The organism is Streptomyces malaysiensis subsp. malaysiensis (genome assembly GCF_040653035.1).
In the GTDB taxonomy this organism is placed as follows: domain Bacteria; phylum Actinomycetota; class Actinomycetes; order Streptomycetales; family Streptomycetaceae; genus Streptomyces; species Streptomyces malaysiensis.
In genome coordinates, this window is sequence record NZ_JBEZNG010000052.1 from 1 (window position 1) to 21,401 (window position 21,401).

Consider the following 21,401-nt stretch of genomic DNA (forward strand, 5'->3'; position numbering starts at 1 on the left):
GACTGGGTACGTGGAGCGCCCCCCGAGCCGCCGATCACCACGGACCGCAGTGCCCACCCCAGGAACTGCGCGGACGGCTTCAAGCACTTCTTCCAAGCCGAGCGGTGGGTGAGCCGGGGGTGGACCCGGTCCCATGCGCGGGCCTCGGCCTTGCCGTAGCGGGGTGTGTCGTTCATGGTCACCACGGCGGGCTCGGGCCAGGTCTCTGGCTTGGCCAGGCGGAACTCCGGTCCGTGCTCGGGCGGCCGGCCGCCCTTCGGGTCGTAGACTCGCGGCGGCTTCGGCAGCCGCAGGACGCGGTCGGAGCGCAGGCGTCCGACCAGTTCGACGGGCAGGTCGGACAGGAGCCAGGCCAGGCGCGTCACGTCGTAGCCGGCGTCCATCACCACCAGCACGTCCCGGTCTCCGTCGTTCCACTGGCCCGCACGGATCAGACGTTCCACGACCTGCCGGAGCTGGTGGGCAGTCACCGCGATCGCATCGTCCTCGGGCCCGAGACGGACCGCGTCCAGCACCGCGGTCCACGAGGTGCGGTCCGGGGTGAGCGCGGCGACGAACGAGAAGGGCCAGCCCGGGATGATCTGTGCGGCCGCTTTGGAGCGGCCGTGGTTCAAGGCCCCGTACAGAGAACCGTAGCCGCGCCGGTGCTCGGCGAGCAGTGACAGCTCCACCGGCGTCCGTGTCGGACCGTCCGCGCACAGCAGCGCGTCGGTCAGTTCGAAGAACGCATCCGCTCGCGCGGTCAGAGACCCGTAGAAGGCCGTCCGAAAGCGTGACAGTTCCGCGAACGCATCTCGTTCGCCGGCACGCGCCAGCACACTCATCCCACGGCCTTCCTCGTGAACTCCCGCAGCTCGTCGCGGAGTTCAGGATCACGAGGGCAGGCCACCTCCATACCCTGCAATCACTCCAAAGAATGACCACACGACTGGGTCCGACCATAAGCCGTGATGGTTGGTAGGGCCTCATGGCACTCTCCGTCGCGGAGCATGGCCCACAAGACGTTGGCTCGTCGGCGGGCCAGAGCGAGCAGGGCCTGCTTGTGCCCCTTCCCCTCGTTCCGCTTGCGCCCGTAGTAAGCCTGGGAGGCGGAGCAGGTTCTCAGGCTGGCCATCGCGGAGAGGTAGAAGGCACGGAGCAGGCCGCGGTGGTAGCGGCGCGGGCGGCGCATGTTGCCACTGACGCGACCGGAGTCCCGCGGCACGGGTGAAAGGCCGGCGAAGGACGCGAGGCGGTCGGCCGTGCCGAAGGCATCCAGGTCGCCACCGGTGGCGGCGATGAACTCGACGCTGAGGAGGGTGCCCATGCCGGGCAGGCTCCGGATCACCGTTGCGTGTCGGTGCTCGTTGAACCGGGCTTGGATGAGCGCGTCGAGTTCGGCGATCTCCTCGTCGAGGGCCAGCACCCCCTTGGCAATGCGAGCGACCATGGCGGCCGCGAGGGTTTCTCCAGGCAGAGCAGTGTGCTGGGCCCTGGCTGCCTCGACAGCTGTCTCAGCGAGCGCGGCCGCGTTCTTCACCTTGCGGTTCCTCAGCCAGGTTCCGATCCGCGTGGCCCCGCTGCGACGGATGGCGGGCCGGCACCTGGTAGCTGGTGAGGAGAACAACCGGGCCCTCCTTGCCCAGATTCAGCGCACGCTCCAACGCGGGGGAAGAACTCCAGCAGTTGAGCCCACTGACGGTTGGTCTGGCGGGTCCGGTCGTTGACCAGGTCGAGGCGGCGGGCGGTCAGGGTCCGCAGGTCGACGGCTATCTCGTCGCCGGGTCGCAGAAGACCGAGGTCCTTGCGCATGCGTGCCTGGTCGGCGATTGACGAACGCGTCCTTCTCGTCCGTCTTGCCCTGGCCTCGGTAGGCGGCCGAAGCCTGGTGTACGGCGAGGCCGGTGATGTAGACCATCGGCTGTTCGTGGCTGAGCAGGAGGCTGATGAGCAGGGCGGCACCGCCGTGATTGATGTCCACCGCCCACAACGTGTCCTCGGAGAGCGCGAGGACGTCCGCGATCAGCTCCAGCAGGACCGACTCGTCGTTGAAGACCCGGCGGGAAAGGAGGCGTTCGCCCCGCTCGTCGACCACCACGCAGTGGTGGTGTTCCTTGCCGATGTCCACTCCGGCCCAGATCTGGGGCAGGTCACCTCCGCCAGCTCGTCGTCACACACTGATCCCGCAGACGACCTCGCCGACGTTGTCCTACACAGCGATCGAGTCGCGTATCCCCATTAGCGGTCGAGTCGTCGCGGGGCTCCGGGCGGCCAAGTTCTTTGAGCCATCCAACGGCGACAAGCTCACAGCCATACCCGAAACCCCTGGGTCCGCCGATCTTACGAATGACCAGCTCAGACCCACGCTTGGAAGGTAGGACAAGCTGACCGCTCGGCCGGGTCGCCGGCGGGATCGGAAGAGCCGGACGCTTGAAGAAGCCCTGGGCGTGATCCTCGGAGAGATCGAGGCACGCGCTGTGGAAGACGTCCGGCGCAGGCAGGACGAGCAGCAGGCCAGGGCGAAGCGTGAGGTCCGTTGGCAAGCGGCTATAGACGAGGCGAAGAACGAAGCCGTTCGCGACCAGCTTACTGAGGTGCTTCGCGACCAGGCCGGACGATGGCAGGAGGTGACTGTTCTCACCGAGTACTGCTTGGCAGTGGAACGCCGTATCGGCGAGCTGGAGGGCGCTGCGGACGAGTCGGATCTGGACTCGGCTCGACGCTGGCTGGAGCGGGCAAGAGAGTATGTGAGGTCGATCGACCCCTTGATTCGGCTTCCAGGAATGCCGCGCACACGCGAACCCACGCCGGAGGAACTCAAGCCAACGGCCGGCCGGTGTGGTGCCGATGACTCATCATGTGTGTCAGGCGTGTTGGGGTGCTGGTCAGGCCGCCTGTGACGGACGTCCGATGCGTGAAGGAAGTCGTCTGGCAGTGCCTCGCGGTTCCCGGACGGGTAGGGGAGAATCCTCACGTAGCGCACGGCGTCCTCGCGGCTCCCGTGTCGTGTGGGCTGTGCCATCGTGGGTGGCGGTGTGCGGGCGGAAGGCTGCCCCACCGCGAAGGCCCACTGACCCGGCGGTGTGATGGACGAGGTGCGCGCGGCGAGTATGGCCGGGGTGCGAACCCAGTCCGTTCTCGTCGTCCTGTTCGACGGTGTGCAGCCCCTCGATATCGCCGGTCCTGTGGACGTGTTCTCGGTGGCGGCCCGCTACACCGGAAGTGAGGGCACGCCCCCCTACGTCGTCCGCACCGCCTCGCTCGGTGGCGCAACCGTACGGTCCGCCGGGGGCCTGCGGCTGGTTCCCGATCTGGATCTGGCCGATGCGGAGAACCCGGACATCCTGCTCGTGCCCGGTGGGCCGGGCGTGGGGGACGTCGGCAGCGGGCTTGTGACCTGGCTGCGCCAGCGTGGCCCTGATGTGCGACGCGTCGTATCAGTGTGCACCGGGGCCTATCTGCTGGCGCAGGCCGGGCTGCTCGACGGCCGCCGGGCCACGACGCACTGGGAAGCCTGTGACTACTTCGCGGGCAGGTTCCCCCAGGTGATGGTCGATCCGAACCCGATCTTCGTCCGGGACGGAACGATCTCCACGTCGGCGGGCGTGACGACCGGCATCGACCTCGCCATCGCCCTGGTCGAGGAGGACTACGGGCGTGCGGTGGCTGACGAGATCGCTCGGCTGCTGGTGGTCTTCGTCCGCCGGCCGGGGAACCAGGCGCAGTTCAGCGCCCAGCTCTCGGCGCAGACGGCGCGCTCCGATCCGCTGCGTGAGGTTCAGTACTGGGCCGCTGCCAACCTGGCCTCCGACCTTTCTGTTCCCGCGCTGGCGCAGCGCGCCGGTCTGTCTCCCCGTCAGTTCGCCCGTGCGTTCGTCGAGGAGGTGGGGGTCACCCCGGGCCGGTTCGTGGATCTTGTCCGTCTGGAGGCCGCGCAGCGCGCGCTGACGGACACTCGCGACGGCGTGACCGGTATCGCACGCCGCTGCGGATACGGGTCGCCGGAAGCGATGCGTCGTGCGTTCATGCGGGAACTCGATGTCTCGCCCACGGAGTACCGCCGCGGTTTCGGCAAGCCGTCGACACTCAGCCCCGACCCCCGGTAGCTCAGCCCCGACCTCCTGCCCAGAGGCGCCGTCCCGCGGGAGGTCCCGCCCCGTCGCATGGCAGATTTGTTGGTCTGCATGACATAGGCGTCACGAGGGGTTGCTTCTACGCTCGGTGGTGCAGCAACTGATCGGAATTGCGACCGCAATGTCCGGAACAACCGAAGGAACCCCTTCATGCAGATCGCGATCGTCCTCTATCCCGACTTCACCGCGCTGGATGTCATCGGGCCCTACGAGGTGCTGGGCCGCCTGCCGGACACCGAGGTCGTCTTCGTCGCCGAGAACCCGGGCCTGGTCCGCAACGACCTGGGCAGCCTGTCGATCAACGTCGTCGCACAGCTCGCCGAGGTGCCGAACCCGGACGTGGTGATCGTCGGCGGCGGTCCGGGCCAGGCGGACCAGATGGCCGACGGAGCCCTGCACACATGGCTGCGGTCGGTCGACCGGTCCTCCACCTGGATGACGTCCGTCTGCACGGGATCCCTGATCCTCGCCGCCGCCGGAATCCTCGCCGGCCGTCGGGCGACGAGCCACTGGGGCGCGCTGGAGCAACTCGCCGAGTTCGGTGTGACGCCGACCGACGAGCGGGTTGTCATCGACGGCCACTACGCGACCGCTGCGGGCGTCTCGGCGGGGATCGACATGGCCCTGACCCTGGCCGGTCTGATCGCGGGCGACGATGTGGCGCAGGCGGTGCAACTCCTCATCGAGTACGCCCCGCAGCCGCCCTACAACTCGGGGACCAAGGATGCCGCTCCCGCGGAGGTCGTCGAGAAACTGTTCACGCTGTTCGCACCCAGCTGAGCGAGTGTGACGTACCGTACGTTTGCTCCTTGGAACTCGGTACCCCCTTGACCCGACTACTGGAGCGGCACGGCGACAACTGCCGTTCGTGGTAGCAGTGGCCGCAGGCATAGCGGACGGCGGGCGTGCACGTGCACGTCTCGGCGTCCACCGTCGGCGTCAGCACGCGGGGGGGGCTGGGGCGGTGAGATCGGCGTTCACGTGGGTGCCCTTCGAGTTGGTGAGGGGGCCGGTCCCGGGGTTGCCGCCCCGGGACCGGCCGGCAGCCCCGTACGGACCCGGCCTCGACCACCACGTCCGCCTGAACCCCGCCGCGCCGGGGGCACCCGCACACCGGCCCGCCGCACCACGAGAGCGGCCGGGCCGGGCAGGTGTGGCAAAAACCCGTTGGGGGACCACAGCGGCCACTGCTACGTTTCCGGAGGCCGTGCGAGAGAACGAGGAGGTGGTACCCGTGGACACAGTATCGACATGGGTGCTCCCCTCCGGGGTCACGGTCGGGCGATAGGTCGTCCGGGAGCGCCGTTTCAGAGCCCTCCCGAAAGGCACGACCGTGCAATTCACTTCCGAACAGCGCCTCGACGACGGCGTCCTCGAGCGCGAATTCACCCTCGGCGACATCCCCGGCATCCTGTGGACGCCCGCCTCCGCGTCCACCTCCACACCGGTGCCGCTGATCCTGCTCGGCCCCGCTCCCCTCGGGCTGCGCAAGATGTACCCCCGACTGGTGGCCCGGGCCCAGCGCTCCGCGGGGGAAGGCTTCGCCACGGCCACCATCGAGCTCCCCGGAAGCGGCGACCGGCCCCGTTGGCCCGCCGCCGAGCAGGCCCGCGCCGACCTGCGCCGGGCAGTGGAGGCCGGCGAGACGGTCAGCGACGAGATCGTCGACGCCTTCATCCTCCCGCTGGTCGAAAAGGCAGTCCCGGAATGGCAGGCCGCCCTGGACGCCCTCCTTTCGCTGCCCGAGATCGGCGGCCCGGTCGGGTACTCGGGGGGGGGTGATCTCCATCGGCGTCCGACTGGCGGCAGTCGAACCGCGCATCGTGGCCGCCGGTCTCTTCGCCGGGAGTTTCGTGCCTCGCGCCATGTTCGAGGAGGCCCGGCAGGTCACTATTCCCCTGCACGTCCTGCTGCAGTGGGACGACGAAGGCAACGACCGGCAGGCGGCCCTGGACCTGTTCGACGCCTTCAGCTCCAAGGAGAAGTCCCTGCACGCCAACATGGGCGGGCACACCGGTGTCCCGCAGTTCGCGGGAGACGCCGCGGCCCAGTTCTTCACCCGACATCTGAAGTAAGCCCGGGCCGTCAGACCGGCAGCAGACAGTGGTTGATGTCGGCCGGCACACCGCTCATCGAGGACAGGCCCCGGCCCTCTTCCATGAGCGGTGGCCGGCACCCGTACCACCGCCCCGATCGCGGCGGTGCCGACCATCGGCGGTACCGGCCGATCGGGGCGGCGCGGCACCCCGGCCCCGCTCGCCCTCGCGCCGGATCACTGCGCGCGTACTCATCCCCGTACCTCCCCGCACGGCGACGTGTCCGGCGAGCTGAGCGCTTTGTCCAGCACCGCGAAGCCCGCCCTGCGGTCGTCGTCGGACGAGCCCGTAGCGGCCAGCGCGTCATCGTGGGCACGCCCCTGTACATGGCCCCTGAGCAGGCCCGCAGTTTCCCGGAGCCGCGCAGCGACCTGTACGCGCTCGGATGGCTGCTCTTCGAGCTGATCACGGGGCGGCTGCCGTTTCAGGCCCCCGACACCGTGGGCTACCTCTCGGCCCACCTCACCCAGGAACCGCCCACGCCCAGCTCGCTGTCCCCGGACATCCCACCCGCCTGGGAAAGATCGCTCTGCTCCAACCGGGTTGATCATGGTGAATATGGCGATAGGCATCGTGGAACTGGTGGTGCTCGCCACGGGCGCGCTGCTGCTGTTCCAGCACATGGCCGGTCGCCGGATGATCGCGACAACCGGTGGCGTGGCGGCGCCGCACGATCTGAGCGCCAGCGTCCAGTAAAGGTGGTGAGTGGGCCACCGGACGTCGAGCTGATCGCCTACGTCGTCGGCCCGCTGACGGCCGCTTCGGCGATCACCGCCGTGGTCATGGCCGCGCTCCCGTCCGCAGGACACTGGTGCCGTCGCGCGGCAGGGCACGGTGGTGTCAGCGGGCGGTCGGGACATAGGTGAGGCCGAGGACGCCGTTGGTGAGCCGCTTGACGTCGATCAGGTCGAAGTCCGTGGTGTCGATCCCGTCGTAGAGCCGTTCGCCGCTGCCGGCGATGACCGGGAACAGCCAGAACAGATACTCGTCGACCAGCCCGTGCTCGAGCAGTGTCCGGCTGAACGAGCCGCCGGTGCCGACCTTGAGGATGTCGCCGCCCGGCTGTTCCTTCAGCTTGCGTACGGCGTCGACGACGTCGTCCCCGAGCAGCGTGGCGTTCCACTTCACCTCGGTGAGGGTGCGCGACGCCACGTGCTTGGGGATGGTGTTCATCCGGACCGCGTAGTCGCCGAACGCCTCCTCCATGGTCGGCCACACCTCGGCGTGGTTCTCGTAACTGACCCGCCCGTAGAGGAGCGCGTCGACGGAGAAGAGCAGGTCCCTGGACAGCTGCTCGAACTCGCCGGCCCACCGCGTGGGGAGCCAGTCCTGGGGCGTGCTGATCTGGCCGTCCAGGGTGATTACCGCCTGCTCGATGATCTTCCGCACGGTCATTGCTCCTTGCCGGTCGTTCTCGCGTGGTCGACGTGTCGTCGCGTGGTCGACGTGTCGAGAGTGCAGACCGGTCGGAGCGAGAGAACTCATCGGTCCGGCGACGCCGTTGGCAACCGTGGCGGCGGTCCGCCGGGGCGCCCGCCTTCCCTCCGGCTGCCCCTGGTGTCGCTCCCTGCCAAACGGCGATCTTCGCGAGATGCTGCTGAGCCTGGCCCGCCCCGCCGGGCCAGCAGTCCCTTACGAGGAGCCCCCATGGCAGCGTCGCCATCCACCGCCACCCCGACCGATGACGCGTACCGCTTCGACGACCTGACCGCCCTGTACGTCAACTGCACCCTCAAACCGTCTCCGCAGCAGAGCAACACCCAGGGGCTGATCGACAGAAGTCGCGCAATCATGGACGCGCACGGGGTCACCACGGACGAGTTCCGGGCCATCGACCACGACATCGCGACGGGCATCTACCCGGACATGACCGAACACGGGTTCGCCACCGACGCCTGGCCGACGCTCTACGAGCGGGTGATGGCGGCGGACATCCTGGTGCTGGCGGGGCCGATCTGGCTCGGTGACAACAGCTCGGTGACCAAGCGGGTGATCGAACGTCTCTACGCCTGCTCGAGCCTGCTCAACGACAGGGGCCAGTACGCCTTTTACGGACGCATCGGCGGCTGCCTGATCACAGGCAACGAGGACGGTGTGAAGCACTGCGCGATGAACGTCCTCTACAGCCTCCAGCACCTCGGCTACACCATCCCGCCCCAGGCCGACGCGGGCTGGATCGGCGCGGTGGGACCGGGGCCGTCATATCTGGACCCGAATTCGGGCGGCCCGGAGAACGACTTCACCAACCGCAACACCGCCTTCATGACCTGGAACCTGATGCATCTGGGGGCCATGCTCAAGCGGGCCGACGGCATCCCCGCCCACGGCAACCAGCGCTCCGAATGGGAAGCGGGCTGCCGCTTCGACTACCCCAACCCCGATTACCGCTGAGGTTGCCGAGGATCTCTCCGAGAGGGCCGCCGACCGGCCCGGCCTCTCGACGAGAATCGGTGCCTCACGAGGGCGGCCGGTACTCGCCGAGGATCCCCTCCGCAGTGCGGGCATCCTCGGCCTCGATCTTCAGCGCTTCGTCGATCACCCGTCGCAGGCTTCCGCCCGGGATCACGACCGCACCGCTGGCGTCGGCGTAGACATAGTCCCCGGGGACCACGCATACGCCACCCACTTCCACCGCGACGTTGACGGCATAGGGCATGGCGATGTCGCCGCCCCACCGAGTCGCCTCTCCCCGGCACCAGGTCGCGAAGCCGTAGGCGCCCAGTTGGCCGAAGTCGCGCAGCCGCCCGTCCGCCAGGACTCCGGCGGCATGGGTGTGTTCGAGCCTGGAGAGCTTCGTTCCACCGCCGTGGGATACGTCGGAATAGCCTCCACTGGACAGCACCAGCACAGTGCCCGCCGGACGGTCGCCCACCGCCTGGCCGAAGAGATCGCCGAACTCGGCGTGCGGGATGTCGTCGCGGTAGGGCAGATAGGCAATCGTGGCGGCCGGCCCGAACAGCTTGCGTGGCGCGGGGCTGACGAGGCCGACGATATGCGCCCGGTGACCGTGGACCCGGCCCATGGCGTCGACCAGCGATGCGCAGGACACGCGGTCGGGCACGGGTTTCAGATCGCTGGCCACCGTCGCTTCCTCCCTCTCACCACAACACCCGACGATTCCCTCTATACCGGACACATCATGTGGCCCATGCTAGTCACCCGTCCACACCGTGGCAGCTCGGCGACGAGGCGCGGAACACCGGGGACGACCAGCCCCTCCCCGGCAGGCACACGTTTTTGCATGGCGGTCGCAAGACTGGGAGAATTGCGAATAACCCGGACATCAGATCCGGAGGGAGTTCCGCATGGACTCGTCCGAAGCACCGGGAATGCAATTCGGCATCTTCACGGTCGGTGACGTCACGACCGACCCCACGACCGGGACCGCCCCCACCGAGGCGGAGCGCATCCGGGCCACCGTCGCCATCGCGCGCAAGGCCGAGGAGGCCGGACTCGACGTCTTCGCCACCGGCGAGCACCACAACCCGCCCTTCGTACCCTCCTCGCCGACGACGCTGCTCGGCTATATCGCCGGGCAGACCGAGCGCATCATCCTGTCGACCTCGACCACGCTGATCACGACCAACGACCCGGTCAAGATTGCCGAGGACTTCAGCGTGCTCCAGCACCTGTCCGGCGGTCGTACGGACGTCATGCTGGGACGAGGAAACACCGGGCCCGTCTATCCGTGGTTCGGGCAGGACATCCGCCAAGCCGTCCCCCTGACCGTCGAGCACTACGGTCTGCTGCGCCGCCTGTGGCGCGAGGAGGTGGTGGACTGGGAGGGCAAGCTGCGTTCCGCCCTGCAGGGCTTCACTCTTGTGCCACGGCCACTGGACGACATCCCGCCCTTCGTCTGGCACGGCTCCATCCGCACCCCCGAAGTGGCGGAGCTGGCGGCCTATTTCGGGGACGGATTCTTCGCCAACCACATCTTCTGGCCCACCTCCCATACGCAGTCGATGGTGCGGATGTACCGCCGGCGCTTCGCCCACTACGGTCACGGCGCCCCGGAACAGGCCATCGTCGGCCTGGGTGGGCAGGTGTTCATGCGACGCAACAGCCAGGAGGCGGTCGACGAGTTCCGGCCGTACTTCGACAATGCCCCGGTCTACGGACACGGCCCCTCCCTGGAGGACTTCACGACGCTCACGCCGTTGACGGTCGGCTCACCGGCCCAGGTCATCGAGCGCACGCTGGGTTTCCGCGACTACACCGGCGACTACCAGCGCCAGCTCTTCCTCGTCGACCACGCCGGTCTCCCCCTCAAAACGGTGCTCGAACAGCTCGATCTGCTCGGTGAGGAAGTGGTGCCGGTGCTCCGCAAGGAGTTCGCCGTCGGCAGGCCGGCCGACGTCCCGCCGGCCCCGACGCACGAGTTCCTGCTCCGCGCCCGTAGGAGCGAGGAAAAGCCGCCGTCCGACGAGGAAGAGGGACCGGAAGCGCGATGAAATTGGCGATCATCACCGGCGGTCTGCGCGAGCCGTCCTCGACGCGGCTCCTCGCGGACCGGCTGGCGACGGCTGTGACCAGGGAACTCGAACAACACGGCGAACAGGTCGAGGCGTCATTCGTGGAACTCCGCCCTCTGGGCCACCTCATCATGGACGCGATGCTGACGGGTTTCACCAAGGACGAACTGGAATCCGCCTTCCGCACGGTCGCCGACGCCGACGGCATCATCGCCGTCACACCCGCCTTCAACGCCTCCTTCAGCGGGCTGTTCAAGTCCTTCTTCGATGTACTGCCGGAACAGACGCTTTCGGACCTGCCCGTCCTCATCGGCGCGACGGGCGGAACCGAGCGGCACTCGCTGGTCCTCGAACACGCGCTGCGCCCGATGCTCACCTATCTGCACGCGATCGTCTCCCCCCGTGCCGTCTACGCCGCCACCAGCGATTTCGGCTCCCCGACAGGCGCCGCCCTGGGGGAACGCATCACCGACGCCGCGGCCGACTTCTCCCGTCTGCTGCGGGCCTGCGGTCCACGGGTACGTCGCGAACCGGCGGACGAAGACCTCGCCTCCATGCAGCGGCTGCTCGGCGACACGACCGGCGTGGGACCCGGCCGGCCGACGGATCCGACATGAAGCGCAAAGGCCAAGGGCCGGGAGGCTGTCCCACTCGACGCCTCCCGACCGATGGGTGTGCCGTGGGTGCTGCTCGGGGTGGCCGGTCAGGGCAGGATCTCGACGTACCCGTCGGTTCCGTGCACGCGGATCCGCTGCCCGTCCCGGATCAGTCGGGTCGCCCGCTCCACTCCCACGACGGCCGGCAAGCCGTACTCCCGGGCGATCACCGCGCCATGGGTCATCAGGCCGCCCACCTCCGTCACCAGGCCCGCGATTCCGACGAACAGCGGCGACCAGCTCGGGTCCGTGAAGGCGGTGACCAGGATGTCGCCCGCCTCGAGATCGGCCTCCCCCATATCGAGGATGACGCGGGCCCGTCCCTCGATGGTCCCGGCGGAAACCGGCAGGCCGATCAGGGCGCCGGCCGGCGCGTCGTCGCGCCGGTACGCCCCGGTGACGGCCTCACCATCCGAGGTGAGCACCCGGGGCGGGGTGAGCGCGTGGTACGACCGGAACGCGTCCTTGCGCCGCTGGATGAGCCGGTCATCCACCTGGTGCGAGCGCACGACGTCGTGGAGTTCCTGGAACGTGAGGTAGAAGATGTCCTCCTGTTCAGGAAGCACACCTGCCTCCACGAGGCGCTCGGCCTCCGCCAGCAGGGCCCGCTTGTAAACGAAGTAGCGGCTGATGATGCCGAACTTGGGGTACTCCCGGTACCCGATGAAGGTTCTGACCCGGTCGATCATCCGCTTGGCCTCGTCGGCTTTCCGGTCTCCGTCCGGCAGGGCCCGCAAGCGTGACAGTACGTCCCGTTCCTTCTCCCGCGCCTTCTGCCGCCCTTGCTCGAAGCGCCGCCCGGCGGCGCCCGTCTCGAAGTTCCTGACGTTGTCGAGAATCACGGGCACGAGCGTGGTGGGGCGCTCGCGCCACCGTGGCCTCGTGATGTCGATCTCGCCGACGCAGCGCATGCCGTACCGGTCGAGGTAGGACTCGATGGCGTCGCGCGCTTCGGCCCCGCCCGCGAGCTTCGCCAGCTCGTCCAGGAAGGCGTCGTCCTCGATGGACTCGACGCCCCGCAGGAACGCCACCACCTCCGGATGCGGGCGGATCACATCCGCGACGTCGAGCAGCGCCAGTCCCATCTCCGATGTGACGTTGTCGGGGGCGGACAGCGTGAGCGTGTCGGCCGCGTTCTTCTCGCCCAGCCACTCCCGCAGCGTGTCGTTGAGCCACCACGTGGCCTCCATCCCCGCCATGATCGCCTGCATGCTCAGCGGATCCGTGAGGACGCGCTTGTGCTCCTCGAATGCCTCCCGCAGGAAGTCGAACAGCGCCGGTCCGGTCTTCGTCCGGATATCGCGCTCCAGGGCGTCGATGGACGTCCGGCTGCGCTCGATCAGCCCGGTGACGATGGCCGGATCGGTCTCGATCGGAGCGGACGCGCCGCGGGCCGGGGGCCCGCCGGGACCCGCGTCCGGGAGTGACGGGACGAAATCATCGCGTTCGAGGACGGTCTCCAGAGCGTCCCTGATCAGCGGATCGCCTCTGCCCACGACGTCCAGGAGGGCGGCGCGGCTCGCGGGCGAGGCCAGGCGCCGGGTGGCGTCGACGAACAGCCTCCCGCCGGCCTCGTGCATCGGCGCCATGGCCGTCAGCTGCCATACGGAGATCCCCAGGGGCTTCATGGGGTCGGTCATCATCTGCTGATGGCCCACCGAGAGGTAGACGTGATTCTCCTGGTCGCCGCTCTCGGGGATGGGGAACAGTGTCGTGATCGGCCGGCTCTGGACGATCTGGAAGTCATCGTCGACCAGGCACCATTCGATGTCCTGCGGGCGGCCGAAGTGTGCTTCGATCCGCCGCCCGAGTTCCACGAGCCGCACGACCTGCGCGTCCGTCAGCGCCGGCTGCTCCTGCCGCCGCGCGTCGATCGCCGCTTCCCGCGTACCGCCGTCCGGCAGGGCGTGGACGGCACGCTGTTTGGCGGCGATCGTCCTGGCGACGATTTCGCCGTGTCGCACCGTGAAGACGTCCGGGTTCACCAGGCCGGAGACCAGAGCCTCGCCGAGCCCGAAGCCGGCGTCCACGGTGGCGACCTTACGGTTGCCCGTGACGGGGTCGGCCGTGAACAGGATGCCGGCCGCATCCGGGAAGACCATCCGCTGCACGACCACGGCCATGTGGACCGTACGGTGGTCGATGCCGCCGCGCCGGCGGTAGATCACCGCCCGCTCGGTGAACAGCGAGGCCCAGCACCGGCTGATGTGCTGGAGGATCGCCGTCGGCCCCACGACGTTCAGGTACGTGTCCTGCTGGCCGGCGAAGGAGGCCGTCGGCAGATCCTCCGCCGTCGCGCTGGACCGGACGGCGTAGGCGGCTTGTTCGCCGTGCCGGCCGAGCGCTCGGGTGATCGCCCCCGCGAGATCGCCCGGGATCGCAATCCCTTCGATGGTCCGACGAATCCGCGCGCTGAGCGTGCGGATCGCCTCCCGGTCGTCCGGGTTCACGCGCGACAACTGATCGAGCTGATCGTCGATCGAAGGCACTTCCGCCATGATCTGCCGGAAGGCGTCCGTCGTCACGCAGAAGCCATCCGGCACCCGGATGCCCTCGATCCGCGACAGCCCGCCCAGGTGCCCGCCCTTGCCCCCGACGACCGCGACCTGCGTCTCGGCAACCTCGCGGAGATCCAACACGTACCGCTCACTCATCGCGAGACCTGCGGGGCAGCCGTGCTCGGCCGCACCGCGAGCCGGTCCCACCGCTGGTCCGACGTCATCGCGTCCCCCATACGTCGACAACAACACACGTACGTCGTGCCCCCATTTCCGCAGGTTGTGGCATCGGCCGACGATTGTGCGCCATGCCCCGGGGCTTGCGGCAAGCCCCCCGGCGCGCTATATGTTGAAAGTGGCAAGGAGAGAGTGTTTCTCCTTGCCTTTGCCTTTGCCTTTGCCTTTGCCTTTGCCGTTCATGGGAACCGACCAGCTTCTCCGCGAAGCGGCGACGCACCGCGTAGACGGTCGCCGTAGCTCGGATCGGTCGGCACCCAGCGTTCCTCGACACGGTGTCCCCACAGACACGAGCACCATGGCCGCCGAGCACTCCCGCGGCCACGGGGAAGCGATGGTCCTGCACGGCTCCGACGAACTGGCCGTCCACGGGACCGCGAAGCGTCGGTCGTCGTCCTCGCATACGCGGTCCGCGGTCAAGCGGTCAGCACCGCGCCCGCCTACGACAACCACTTCGTCTCCATCGTCGCGATCAAGGACCGAGAGATCACGCACTGGCGCGACTGCCGCAACCCGGTCGCCGTGTTCGACGCCATCGGCCGGCCGACTCCCCGCGAGTGAACGTCGGAGGGTGCGGCGAGCGCGACCGCGATCACGGCGGCGTACGGCCGTCCGCCCGTCTCCGGCACGCCGCCCTGAGCGGCCTGCCGGGTGCCCATGCGCGGTGCTGAACCGATGCCTGCACGGTTCAGCGATGGGCTGGGAGAGCCGGGTGCGGTACGCGGCCGGGCAGGCGAGAAACGACCTCGGGTCAGGCGCCGTGCTCGTCCGGCCGGACGGCGTCGTCGCCTGGGCAGGTGAGCGCCACCCGGACCGTGAGGCGTTCGAGCGGGCCGCGGTCCAGTGGTACGGCAGCCCCGGTGCTTGAGGTAGCTCCCCCGTCCCCTTCGCGCGCGCCGTCGAAGGTGGCGTGCGCGGATCACGGGGAGACGGTGGCGGCAGGCGGGGTCCATCGGTGGGTGCGGGGCACCGTGCCGGGGATGCCGTAGTCCTTCCTGAGCTGCTCGGGGATGGCGTAGTGCATCACGCGTCCGCGGGTGAGGGAGGACAGTTCGAGGATGGTGGTGAGGTGGCCGAGGCGGTCCAGCGCCCAGGCCCCGAGCGGGGAGCGGTCCTCGATGGTCTCCAGTACACCGAGAAGGTGGGGCACGGCCTTGACGACGGCGTCCCAGGGGGTGCGCGACACCTGGAGCCAGTCGGCGCAGGTGTCGCCGACAAGGTGGCGGATGAGGGCGGAGACGATCGGGTCGAAGAAGGTCCCGGGCACGACCTCCTCGTAGAGGTCGATGAGCTGCCGGGTCAGATGCGCGCCTTCCTCCGTCGGCCCCATGTGCCGGACCATGTACAGGTCGAGGAACCGGCGGGCGTCGTCGAGAGTCGTGGGGACGACGTCCTGGTCGACGCCGAGCATGGCTCCGACCACGCGCCAGGCGTAGTAATACGCCTCCGCGCCCTCCGTCGACATGTGGATGCCGAGGCGGTGCAGGCTGTCCAGGACCAGCAGGGAGAAGAACATCTGCCCGCCGATCATGTCCTCCTGGCAGATCGGCGTCCCGAGCGCGTCGGCGTCCCAGCGGTTCTCCCGCCTCAGGTGATGGCGGATGGAGGCGTGCAGCAGGCGGACCTTCTGGGCGGCGGGGATGAAGCGGCTGCCGGCCTCGAAGGCGCCGGGCTGCATCAGATAGACGGTAAACTGGCCGGTCTCAGCCATGCGTTTGGAGGGGTACTTCAGCCCGTGGGTGGCCGACAGCAGCTTTGCCACCCGCGGGACGAGGTAGCACGCGGGCATGGAGGCGAAGGACAGCGCGGTGGAGATGTGCACGTTGTTGTCGATGAAGAACAGCCGGGCCTTCTCCATCTCCCCCCAGTCCACCCAGGCCGGCGGGGCGCTGGTGGCCCGAAGGTACTCGCGGGCGACATCGGGCAGCCCGTCCGGCAAGGGAGCGCCGACGGTGGAGACATAGCGCATCAGGGTGTTGAACTTCCCCACCTCCCCGCGCTCGAAGAGGGTGGCGACGGTGGCGTCGGCGAGTTCGTCACCGGCCTGCCGCAGGGCGTCCATCGATGCCTCGGTGTAGGTCATGACGGGACTCCTTGTCATTGACGGGTCGTCCACGACACAGGCGGGGGCGGCGGCCGTCCCGCCTGTGCGGGGGGTCAGGACAGGCGGACCGCCGCCGAACGCGCCAGCGCGGTCAGGGCAGCGGCGGCGTACGGGGGTGTGTCCAGCTCGTGCAGGGCGTCGAGGGCCTCCTCGACCCGCTCGGTGATCATGGCCTCGATACGATCCGGGGCCTTCAGCCGGGACATCACCTCGCGGACCGCGTCCAGACCCTCCGCATCCAGATCACGTCGGCCGAGGAGGGCGCTCAGCCGCTCCCGCTCACCGTCACCGGCGATGCGCCAGGTCTCCGCCAGCAGAGCCGTGGGCCGGTGGCCGCGCACATCGTCGGCGTTTTCCTTGCCGGTGCGTTCCGGGTCTCCGAACAGGCCGAGCAGGTCGTCCCGGAGCTGGAACGCCTCACCCAGCGGCAACCCGTACGCGGAGTAGCCCTCGCGCAGCCGCCGGCCGGCCCCGGCCAGGGCGCCACCGATCAACAGGGGCTGCTCGACGGTGTACTTGGCGGTCTTGTACCGGATCACCTTCAGCGACGCCGTGGTGTCCGGATCCGCCCCGGTCCGCAGGATCTCCAGGCACTCCCCCGCGATCAGCTCCCGGGCCAGCACCGACCACAGCGGGCGGGCCCGTGCCAGGTACGCGGCGGGCAGACCGCTGGTGGCGAACATCTGCCCGGCCAGCGACATCAGCAGGTCGCCCACCAGCATCGCCAGCGACCTGGCGGCGGCGACGGCACGCGGCCGACGGCGTACGGCGGCGCGCAGGGCGATATGCGCCGTGGGCCGGCCATGCCGCAGCGGACTGTCGTCGATGAGATCGTCATGCACCACCGCGGCGGCATGCACCAGCTCCATCGAGGCCGCCGCCCGCACAAGCGCATCGCTGTCCGGCTGCCCCACCGCGCGCCACCCCCAGTAGCAGAACGCCGCCCGCAGCCGCTTGCCGTCGGCGACTGCCGCCTCCAACTGCCCGGCCACGGGGCCCAGGGCCGGGTCGATCGCCGATAACTGCTCGGCCTCCTGGGCGACGAAGCCGTGCAGCACCTCGTCGACGCGGGTCTTGAACGCGACCGGCCTCCAGCGGTCGGACCCCCACCGATCAGGCCCCCACCGATCGGACCCCCGCCGGTCAGACATCGCCGGCGGCCCGCCGGGCCAGCGCGTGCCGGGCGAGAATCTCCAGGTGGGCCGGGGGGACGGCCGCGGTATGCCGTTCCAGCGCCAGGCGCCCGCGTGCCATCAGATCGTGCTCGGCCTCCGCCGCCAGCTCCGCAGCATCCGAGCGGCCCAGCAACCCCCGCGCCGCCCCCAGCACCGAACCCAGCGTGCTCACCGCCAGATCGGCCAGCCCGGCCGCCAGCAGCACAGCCCGCTCGTCCAGTCCCCCGCGTCGTCCCGTGCCTTGCGCCATCCCATCCCCCACCCTCAGCCGCCGGTCACACGCCGTGCTGGCCAGCGTGGCATCACACCGGGCATATGAAGGGAACAACTCACGATCGAGTGACGGCATCGCTCGTGCGTACGGACTGCTCCTTCCGTCAGGGGCCGGGCGATCACGGCCCGGCGCACCCCCCTAGCCGCGGGGGCTGCTGATCCGTTCCGGCTGGATCACATAGAGCACCCGGACTTGATCGCGGCCACCGAACCATGGGTAGGACCCACCGAGGTACTTCTGCGCGAGCGCCTCGATGTGTTCGGCCGCTCCCTCGGTGGTCACCCGCACCACACGGCCGCGGATCCGGACGTAGGAGGCGGGTTGCGCGGCGGGGGCCACCGCCCAGCAGGGAGAACACCCCGGGAGCCCGATGCCCTCACGCTGGTCCCTCAGATGCAGCAGGTAGCGACCCTGGCCGTCATGGATCAAGGCGGACGCATTCACCGGCTGAGGCTGTCCATCGAGGCCCTGGGCCTTCGCGGCCAGCAGCTTGGCCCGCAGCGTCGGCGACCGGACGTCGGAGAATCCGAGCCATCGAGCACCCGAGACTTCCTCGTCCTGCAGCTCCAGCACCGGCGCACGATCGGGCATGAGGTAGAAGACGTACCGGAAGTCGTAGTGCTGGTGCGCCGGCTCGCCCTTGGCCGGATTGGCGTCAATATCGTGGACGTCGATGTCGAGCGCCTTGCCCAGGAGCTGCGGAGTGAGACACAGATCGTCCGGGCGGAGTCCGGTTTCCTCACACACCTCCCGCAGCGCGGCGGCCAGAAGAGTCCGGTCGTTCTCGACGTAACCTCCGCCCGGTGTGAGGAGCTTGCCTGACGCCTTGTGCACGATGTGCAGCACGCGCTGCTCGCGGTCGATGACGGTGGCACTGCAGGTGATGTGGGCGGGCAGCGTCGCGCGGCTCGTCGGCTCGTCCGGCCGCTCGAGGGCGGCCAGCAGCCCGGCCAGGGCCTCCTGCCGTGCGGATGCCGGGCCAGGTAGTTCTCAGCGGTCGCGAGGATGTGGGAGCGGGCGGGCGGCACGTCATCACCTCGAAGGAGCGTGGAGCGGTCAGAAGGATCGGGGGATGCTGGACGAGGCGACGGGACCAGGCGCAGTGGTGTCGGAGCGGCTCATGGGCGGCTCCCCTGCTGCTCGCTGTCCGCCGCTGAGGTGACCTGGTAGGACAGCAATTGCTTAAGACGTCATCTCATTTGGTAAGTCTGCGGTAGCAGATGAGAGTACAGGCGATGCTGGTGAAGGCCAGGAAGTGGACAGCTTTCCGTTCGTAACGACGGTGGAGTCGTCGGCATCCCGCGAGCCAGGACATCGTGCGTTCGATGGTCCAGCGGTGGCGTCCCAGCCGCTTGGAGGACTCGATGCCTTTGCGGGCGATGGGTGTCGGATGCCGCGCTGCCGTAGCCATCGGCGCAGATGGTCGTAGTCGTAACCCTTGTCGCCGTGGAGCTTGGCCGGCCTTCGGCGGCGAGGTCCGCGCCGGGAACGGATGGGCGGGATGCCGCGTACGAGCGGTTCGAGCGCCTGGCTGTCGTGAAGGTTGGCGCCCGAGATCCCGATGGAGACGGGCAATCCGGTCCGCTCGGTGATCAAGTGGATCTTCGAACCCTTCTTGCCCCGATCCACGGGATTCGGACCCGTCAGGTCCCCCCTTTGAGGGCTCTCATGTTCACCGAGTCGATCGCGCACCGCGACCAGTCCAGCTCACCGCGGGACCCGAGCTCATCCAGCACCAAGCGGTGCAGGTTCGCCCACACCCGTGCCTGAGACCATTCCATGAAACGGCAGTGAGCAGTGGCACCGGACGGGCCGAACACGGGCGGGACCTGCGCCCACGTGCAGCCAGTGGTCGCCACGAAGATGATCGCGGCCAGCACCTCACGATCTCCGTACCGACGTCGGCCACCGCCCTGCGGACGGGTCGGCACCTCCGGAACCACCCGCTGAAACAACTCCCACAACCCCTCCGGCACCAGACGTTCGACCATCAACACACAACCAGGCTACCGACCCAAATGAGATGACCTCTAAGGCGTCGCGTTGACCAGCAGGTCCTCAGATGTCTCAGGTTGTGGCCAAACGCTTCTGTCTCACGGCCGGTGGCACTTCCTCACAACGGCTCCCCGGAGCTCGCGCGGTCTCACAGCCTCGACCACATACGAGGATGGCCCGGCGGTGGGGTGCGCCGCCCGCCGACGGGCTGCGGATCGTCAGCGCTACTCGCCGAGGGCGTGTCTGAGTGCTTCGTCGAGTAGCTCCCGCAGGGCTGAGGAGGTCGGTGCGACGGCGGTGGCAAGCAGTGCCGGGCCGCCGGCCAGCGGCGCGAGGACGGCACAGCCGTCCTCGGTCCCTTCGCGGACCAGGACGGGAGAACGCCTGACGTCCAGCTCCGGGTCCACGACGAGGAGTTGGCCGACGGCGCGGTGTCCGTTAAGGACTGCGGGGCCGTCCCATCCGGGCTCGGGGTCCCCGTAGGCGGTGTGCTGGTCGAGCAGCGGGCGTCCGGCGTGATGGACCCGGATGCGGCTGACGAGGTGGCCCGGCTTCTCGTTGGCTCTGCCCAGGATCTGCTCCTCGCGCAGCAGCAATCGCGAGGTCGCGGCGAGGTTGACGGTGTAGGTCTGGTGCAGGTTGCTGCCGGCGGCGCTGATCAGCGGCTGGGGCAGCCAGTGCAGGCAGGCGCGCTCCCCGGCGGTCAGCCGTACGTCGTAGGTGGCCGGCGCGGTGGTGGGGCCGCGGAGGGCGAGCGTGGCGGCGGCCGTGGTGACCTCCAGTTCGGCGCGGTCTTCGGCGGTGATGTCCAGGGCGAGTCGGTCGCCGCCGAGCGGGGCGCTCATCGCGCCGATGATCCCCACCGTGGCGGCCTTTCCGCTGGTGCGCATGCGTCGTAGATGGAACGGGCCGTCGCTGCTCAGTTGCGGGAGTGTGGTGACGCGTCCGTTGTACGTGGCGCGGATGCGAGCGGTGGCGCGCACGCCGTCCGGGTGTCCGCAGGTTTCCCCAGTGCCGGCGGCGGGGACGGCGGGGCCGCACGCGGCCCTGGGCCCGGCGAGTGGGGTGCCGGTGCTCATGCCGACGCCTTCGCGCGCCACCGGGTTAGGTGTCCGGTGACCCAGTCGGCGATCTCGCGGATGCCGTCGTCGCAGGTGAGGCTGGTGAAGATGACAGGAAGGTCGCCGCGTTGCCGTTTGGCGTCGGCGGCCATAGTGGCGAGGTCGGCGCCGACGTGCGGGGCGAGGTCGGTCTTGTTGACGACGAGGAGGTCGGAGGTGGTGATGCCGGGGCCTCCCTTGCGGGGGATGTCGTCACCGCTGGAGACGTCGATGACGAAGATCTGGGCGTCGACGAGGCCCTTGGAGAAGGTGGCGGTGAGGTTGTCGCCGCCGGACTCGACGAGCACGAGGTCGAGGGGGTGGAGGGTCTCGTCGAAGTGCTCGACAACCTCCAGGTTGGCGGAGATGTCGTCCCGGATCGCGGTGTGCGGGCAGGCGCCGGTCTCCACGGCGGTGATCCGCTCGGGCGGCAGCACGGCCTCGCGCAGCAGGAACTCGGCGTCCTCGCGGGTGTAGATGTCGTTGGTGACGACGGCGAGGGAGAGTTCGTCGCGCAGGGTGCGGCAGAGCGCGGCGACACTGGCGGTCTTGCCGGTGCCGACGGGACCGCCCAGGCCGACGCGCAAGGCGCGCAGCCTGCCGTCCGTGCGCAGCGGCTGGGCGCTGTAGGTGTGGCGGTAGGGCATGGTCACGGGGTGATCGAGGTGCATGGGAACTCCAG

18 protein-coding genes and 3 pseudogenes are annotated in these 21,401 nt (G+C 69.2%); 9 read left to right on the top strand and 12 right to left on the bottom strand.

Annotated features, from left to right (window positions below):
- Window positions 1-824: transposase (locus AB0E24_RS44790; protein ID WP_359385686.1), on the bottom strand; the 824-nt coding region annotated here is incomplete at its 3' end.
- An 80-nt stretch (window positions 825-904) separates the two neighbouring features.
- Window positions 905-2,128: pseudogene (locus AB0E24_RS44795) on the bottom strand (IS110 family RNA-guided transposase).
- Between the two features lie 298 nt (window positions 2,129-2,426).
- Here AB0E24_RS44795 and AB0E24_RS44800 point away from each other — a divergent pair.
- From AB0E24_RS44800 to AB0E24_RS44820, 5 genes and pseudogenes are all read left to right on the top strand, one after another.
- The gene (locus AB0E24_RS44800) at window positions 2,427-2,879 is read left to right on the top strand and encodes a hypothetical protein (RefSeq protein WP_359385688.1); all 453 of its coding nucleotides are present in this window, start codon (window positions 2,427-2,429) and stop codon (window positions 2,877-2,879) included.
- A 219-nt stretch (window positions 2,880-3,098) separates the two neighbouring features.
- Window positions 3,099-4,085 (top strand): GlxA family transcriptional regulator, encoded by a 987-nt coding sequence (locus AB0E24_RS44805; protein WP_099017323.1) that lies wholly within the window; start codon window positions 3,099-3,101, stop codon window positions 4,083-4,085.
- A gap of 177 nt (window positions 4,086-4,262) precedes the next feature.
- Window positions 4,263-4,892 (top strand): DJ-1/PfpI family protein, encoded by a 630-nt coding sequence (locus tag AB0E24_RS44810; RefSeq protein ID WP_079255592.1) that lies wholly within the window; start codon window positions 4,263-4,265, stop codon window positions 4,890-4,892.
- A gap of 553 nt (window positions 4,893-5,445) precedes the next feature.
- Window positions 5,446-6,187: pseudogene (locus tag AB0E24_RS44815) on the top strand (dienelactone hydrolase family protein).
- 579 nt (window positions 6,188-6,766) lie between these two features.
- Complete coding sequence (locus tag AB0E24_RS44820; protein ID WP_162496066.1) at window positions 6,767-6,904, top strand: hypothetical protein; 138 nt, start codon at window positions 6,767-6,769, stop codon at window positions 6,902-6,904.
- Window positions 6,905-7,048: 144 nt separating this feature from the next.
- On the opposite strand, the gene AB0E24_RS44825 is transcribed toward AB0E24_RS44820, so the two are convergent.
- Window positions 7,049-7,603, bottom strand: coding sequence for a dihydrofolate reductase family protein (locus tag AB0E24_RS44825; RefSeq protein ID WP_197710343.1), 555 nt, complete (start codon window positions 7,601-7,603; stop codon window positions 7,049-7,051).
- 252 nt (window positions 7,604-7,855) lie between these two features.
- On the opposite strand from AB0E24_RS44825, the gene AB0E24_RS44830 reads away from it, so the two are divergent.
- Entirely contained in the window at window positions 7,856-8,599 is a 744-nt protein-coding gene (locus AB0E24_RS44830; protein WP_079255594.1) for a flavodoxin family protein, read from the top strand.
- Between the two features lie 64 nt (window positions 8,600-8,663).
- Here the strand turns inward: AB0E24_RS44830 and AB0E24_RS44835 are convergent, their stop codons facing one another.
- A complete protein-coding gene (locus tag AB0E24_RS44835; RefSeq protein WP_079255595.1) occupies window positions 8,664-9,290 on the bottom strand; it encodes an RraA family protein in 627 nt (208 codons plus the stop codon).
- 247 nt (window positions 9,291-9,537) lie between these two features.
- Here AB0E24_RS44835 and AB0E24_RS44840 point away from each other — a divergent pair, with 247 nt between their 5' ends.
- Together AB0E24_RS44840 and AB0E24_RS44845 are read left to right on the top strand one after the other, a co-directional pair.
- The gene (locus AB0E24_RS44840) at window positions 9,538-10,659 is read left to right on the top strand and encodes an LLM class flavin-dependent oxidoreductase (RefSeq protein WP_359385715.1); all 1,122 of its coding nucleotides are present in this window, start codon (window positions 9,538-9,540) and stop codon (window positions 10,657-10,659) included.
- Window positions 10,656-11,297, top strand: coding sequence for a CE1759 family FMN reductase (locus tag AB0E24_RS44845; RefSeq protein WP_102935641.1), 642 nt, complete (start codon window positions 10,656-10,658; stop codon window positions 11,295-11,297). Before AB0E24_RS44840 ends, AB0E24_RS44845 begins: the two co-directional genes overlap by 4 nt.
- A gap of 86 nt (window positions 11,298-11,383) precedes the next feature.
- Here AB0E24_RS44845 and rph read toward each other — a convergent pair whose 3' ends face one another.
- The gene (gene rph, locus AB0E24_RS44850) at window positions 11,384-13,990 is read right to left on the bottom strand and encodes a rifamycin-inactivating phosphotransferase (RefSeq protein ID WP_359385694.1); all 2,607 of its coding nucleotides are present in this window, start codon (window positions 13,988-13,990) and stop codon (window positions 11,384-11,386) included.
- Window positions 13,991-14,405: 415 nt separating this feature from the next.
- Between rph and AB0E24_RS44855 the strand changes: the two genes are divergently transcribed.
- A complete protein-coding gene (locus AB0E24_RS44855) occupies window positions 14,406-14,939 on the top strand; it encodes an aromatic-ring hydroxylase C-terminal domain-containing protein (protein WP_349306589.1) in 534 nt (177 codons plus the stop codon).
- 51 nt (window positions 14,940-14,990) lie between these two features.
- Here the strand turns inward: AB0E24_RS44855 and AB0E24_RS44860 are convergent, their stop codons facing one another.
- The 7 genes and pseudogenes from AB0E24_RS44860 to ureG form a co-directional block, all read right to left on the bottom strand.
- Window positions 14,991-16,154, bottom strand: a complete 1,164-nt coding sequence (locus AB0E24_RS44860) for an oxygenase MpaB family protein (RefSeq protein ID WP_069870775.1) — start codon at window positions 16,152-16,154, stop codon at window positions 14,991-14,993.
- Window positions 16,155-16,228: 74 nt separating this feature from the next.
- A complete protein-coding gene (locus tag AB0E24_RS44865; RefSeq protein WP_069870777.1) occupies window positions 16,229-17,326 on the bottom strand; it encodes a polyprenyl synthetase family protein in 1,098 nt (365 codons plus the stop codon).
- The gene (locus AB0E24_RS44870; RefSeq protein ID WP_174886624.1) at window positions 17,319-17,600 is read right to left on the bottom strand and encodes a polyprenyl synthetase; all 282 of its coding nucleotides are present in this window, start codon (window positions 17,598-17,600) and stop codon (window positions 17,319-17,321) included. Before AB0E24_RS44870 ends, AB0E24_RS44865 begins: the two co-directional genes overlap by 8 nt.
- Before the next feature lie 162 nt (window positions 17,601-17,762).
- Entirely contained in the window at window positions 17,763-18,458 is a 696-nt protein-coding gene (locus AB0E24_RS44875) for an NUDIX hydrolase (RefSeq protein ID WP_231981071.1), read from the bottom strand.
- Between the two features lie 361 nt (window positions 18,459-18,819).
- A pseudogene (locus AB0E24_RS44880) lies at window positions 18,820-19,615 on the bottom strand (IS5 family transposase).
- 228 nt (window positions 19,616-19,843) lie between these two features.
- The gene (locus tag AB0E24_RS44885) at window positions 19,844-20,698 is read right to left on the bottom strand and encodes an urease accessory protein UreD (RefSeq protein ID WP_359385698.1); all 855 of its coding nucleotides are present in this window, start codon (window positions 20,696-20,698) and stop codon (window positions 19,844-19,846) included.
- Complete coding sequence (gene ureG, locus AB0E24_RS44890) at window positions 20,695-21,390, bottom strand: urease accessory protein UreG (RefSeq protein WP_359385700.1); 696 nt, start codon at window positions 21,388-21,390, stop codon at window positions 20,695-20,697. The genes AB0E24_RS44885 and ureG overlap by 4 nt, the downstream gene beginning before the upstream one ends.
- Window positions 21,391-21,401 lie beyond the last annotated feature (11 nt).